Raw genomic sequence first — 2,851 nt, forward strand, 5'->3', positions numbered from 1 at the left:
GGCCGCGGACGGGGCCGAGATAAAAATTATGCTGGATTAGTCCGGACCCCCGAACCCGGCGGGGGTTCGGACGTTATGGGGCTCGGTTCCACCTGTCAGAAGCGGAGTTCGCCATGCCGGTTTATCTGAAGCTCGGAAGCATCAAGGGTGCCGCCACGTCGAGCCAGTACAAGGACTGGATCGAGATCGATGCCTTCAGCTGGGGCTTTTCCGTGGCCGTCCAGACGACCTCGGGATCGACGGGCAACCGCGTCTCGTCGGGCAAGGTGACGCCGGGTGATCTGCACATCACCAAGAAGCAGGACGATTCCACCACGCAGGTGATGATGCAGTCGCTGCAGGGCAAGAACACCGATTCGGCGACGCTGGCCGTGACCCGCCAGTCGACCGACGGCGGCGAGCAGAAATACATGGAGTATGTGATGACCAACGTCATCTGCTCCTCCTTCACGACCTCGGGCCAGTCCGCGGGCGGTACGCAGCCGGCCGAGAACATCACGCTCAACTTCACCAAGCTGGAGCTCAACCAGTTCGTGATGGACGCGAGCGGACAGCCGCGGGCGATGCGCGGCGGCGTCGACTTCACGCAGAACACCACCACCTGACGCGCCGCCGGCCGCGTCATGCCCGCCCAGGCCGAGGCCTGGGCGGTCTCCTTCTTCGTTGATCTGGTCGGGGGCTCGCGTTGGCCCGGTTCTCAAATCGATTCCTGCATCTCGACGAAGCGCCGGTCGACGTGGACGATTGTCGCCTGTTCCGGATGGAAGGCGTCGAATGTCTGAGCGAGCCGTTCTCCTTCGACCTGACCGTCCGGTCGCAGGGCGAGGTGCCGCCGGCCGACGCGTGGATCGGCGCGTCGATCTCGTTCAGCTTCGGCAGCGTCGACGGCTCCGAGCGCAAGGTCAACGGCCGCTGCGCCTCCTTCCGCCATCTGTATCAGAAGGATCGCTACACGGAGTTCATGCTTCGGATCACGCCTGCCTTCGACGCGCTGAAACTGACGACCGATCGCCGCATCTTCAACAATCAGAGCGGCAAACAGGTGATCGAGGCGATCCTGGGCGAGCACCGGATCAGCTTCGACGATTCCAACTACGGCTCGTCCGCCAGGAAGGCCTATATCGTCCAGCATGACGAGAGCGACTTCGATCTCGTCAGCCGGCTGATGGAGGACGAGGGCGTCTTCTACTATTTCAGATATGACGAGGCCGCCGCACCGTTCAAGCACCGCATGGTGCTGGCGGGTAGCCCGTCGGGTTATTACGACGGCGATCCGTTCGACCTGGCCTTTCGCCGCGATCATCTGGAGCGCGGGCTGAGCGACCTGCGCATGGAATATCAGGGCGCCCCCGCGAAAGTGGTCACGCACGATTACAATTTCCGGCAGCCGGGCGAACTGACGCCGGTCACCTCACCCAGCAAGGTGGCCTGGGCGGAGAAGTCGGGGCAGGTGTTCCACTATGCCGCCGGCTATCAGGACGCCGGCGCCGGACAGGGGCGAGCGGACCTGCGCGCGCAGGGGACGGAGAGCGGCGCGGTCACCATGCACGGCGAGGGCAGCTACGCCGCCTTCGCGCCGGGCGCGCGGTTCAACGTCCCCGACCAGCGGCTGCAGCCGGTGGAGCGACGGATCGTGGTGCACTGCGTCAACCACTCCGCCTTCGATCCCTATGCCGGCGACGAGGGCCAGCCCTTCTACCACCAGCGGTTCCGCGCGCATCCGAGCGCGCAGACCTATCGTCCGCCCACCGCCACGCCCAAGCCACAGCCGGGCGGACCGCAGACCGCGGTGGTGCTCGACCAGAACGACCCGGAGGGGCTCGGCCGCGTCAAGGTGCGGTTCCATTGGGACCATAGCGGCCATTCGACCTGCTGGGTACGCGTGCTCCAGCAATGGGCGGGCGACCTGTCGACCGGCGCGCAGTGGGTCCCCCGGCCGGGGGCGGAGGTGCTGGTCGGCTTCATCGAGAACCGGGTCGACCTGCCCTACCTGATGGGCTGCTTCTACAACGGCAAGCAGAAGCCGGTGTTCGACCTGCCCGCGAACCTGACCCAATCGGGCTGGCGCACCAACGGGCCGGGCGGCAAGGCGCACCACCTCCTGTTCGAGGACAAGGCCGGCAAGGAGGGGATCGACCTCGCCTCGGGCTGGGACTTCACGCGCGAGATCGCGCATGACGAGACGGCGACGATCACCAACGCGCAGGTGGTGAACGCCAGGACGATCACGCTTAACGCCACCGACCGGATCACGCTGATCGTCAAGGGCAGCGAGATCGTCATCACCGGCGACGGCATCTGGCTCAACGGCGGCAAGATCAATCTGAACGGCGATCGCGCGCCCCCGCCGCCGCGCGCATGAAAGCCGTTACGCAGCCGGAACCAGAGCGCCGAGCCGAACGTCTATCGGCGGGTGCTGGCGAGAGGGCGGGAGCGACGATGCGGCGGGGCGGAAGCGGATGGCATGGAGGCGCGCGGTGCTGCGCCTGAGGCTGTTTCGCAAGGACCACCCCGGCCAGCAGATCGACTCGCGGCCGCTCGACGAGGGCGAGATCGTGATCGGGCGCGACGCCAAGTGCGACTGGCCGATCGCCGACCCCGAGCGCGGCATCTCGCGCCGCCACCTGACGGTCGCCAATCGCGGCGGGCTGGTGACGCTGCGCGACACCAGCTCGAACGGCGTCTTCGTGGGCGACCGGCGCGAGCGGGTGCAGCAGGACCGCGCGGTGCCGATCGATCGCGGCGAGGCGATCCGGTTCGGCGGCTATCTGATGCTGCTGGAGGAGGACCGGCGCGAGGCGGCCGTGGCCGCGCCGGCGGCGTCGCCGTTCGACGGCCCGGCCGATCGCGA

General features: G+C 67.2%; 3 protein-coding genes. All 3 read left to right on the forward strand.

The window, feature by feature from the left end; translation table 11 throughout:
• The first annotated feature begins 113 nt into the window (after positions 1-113).
• Positions 114-605, forward strand: a complete 492-nt coding sequence (locus HUU95_RS12970) for an Hcp family type VI secretion system effector (RefSeq protein WP_174280482.1) — start codon at positions 114-116, stop codon at positions 603-605.
• Between the two features lie 80 nt (positions 606-685).
• Complete coding sequence (locus tag HUU95_RS12975; RefSeq protein WP_174280483.1) at positions 686-2,362, forward strand: type VI secretion system Vgr family protein; 1,677 nt, start codon at positions 686-688, stop codon at positions 2,360-2,362.
• Positions 2,363-2,477: 115 nt separating this feature from the next.
• Positions 2,478-2,851, forward strand: a 374-nt coding sequence (locus HUU95_RS12980; protein WP_174280484.1) for an FHA domain-containing protein, incomplete at its 3' end; no start/stop codon positions are given.

Source organism: Sphingomonas bacterium, assembly GCF_903643065.1.
In the GTDB taxonomy this organism is placed as follows: domain Bacteria; phylum Pseudomonadota; class Alphaproteobacteria; order Sphingomonadales; family Sphingomonadaceae; genus Sphingomonas.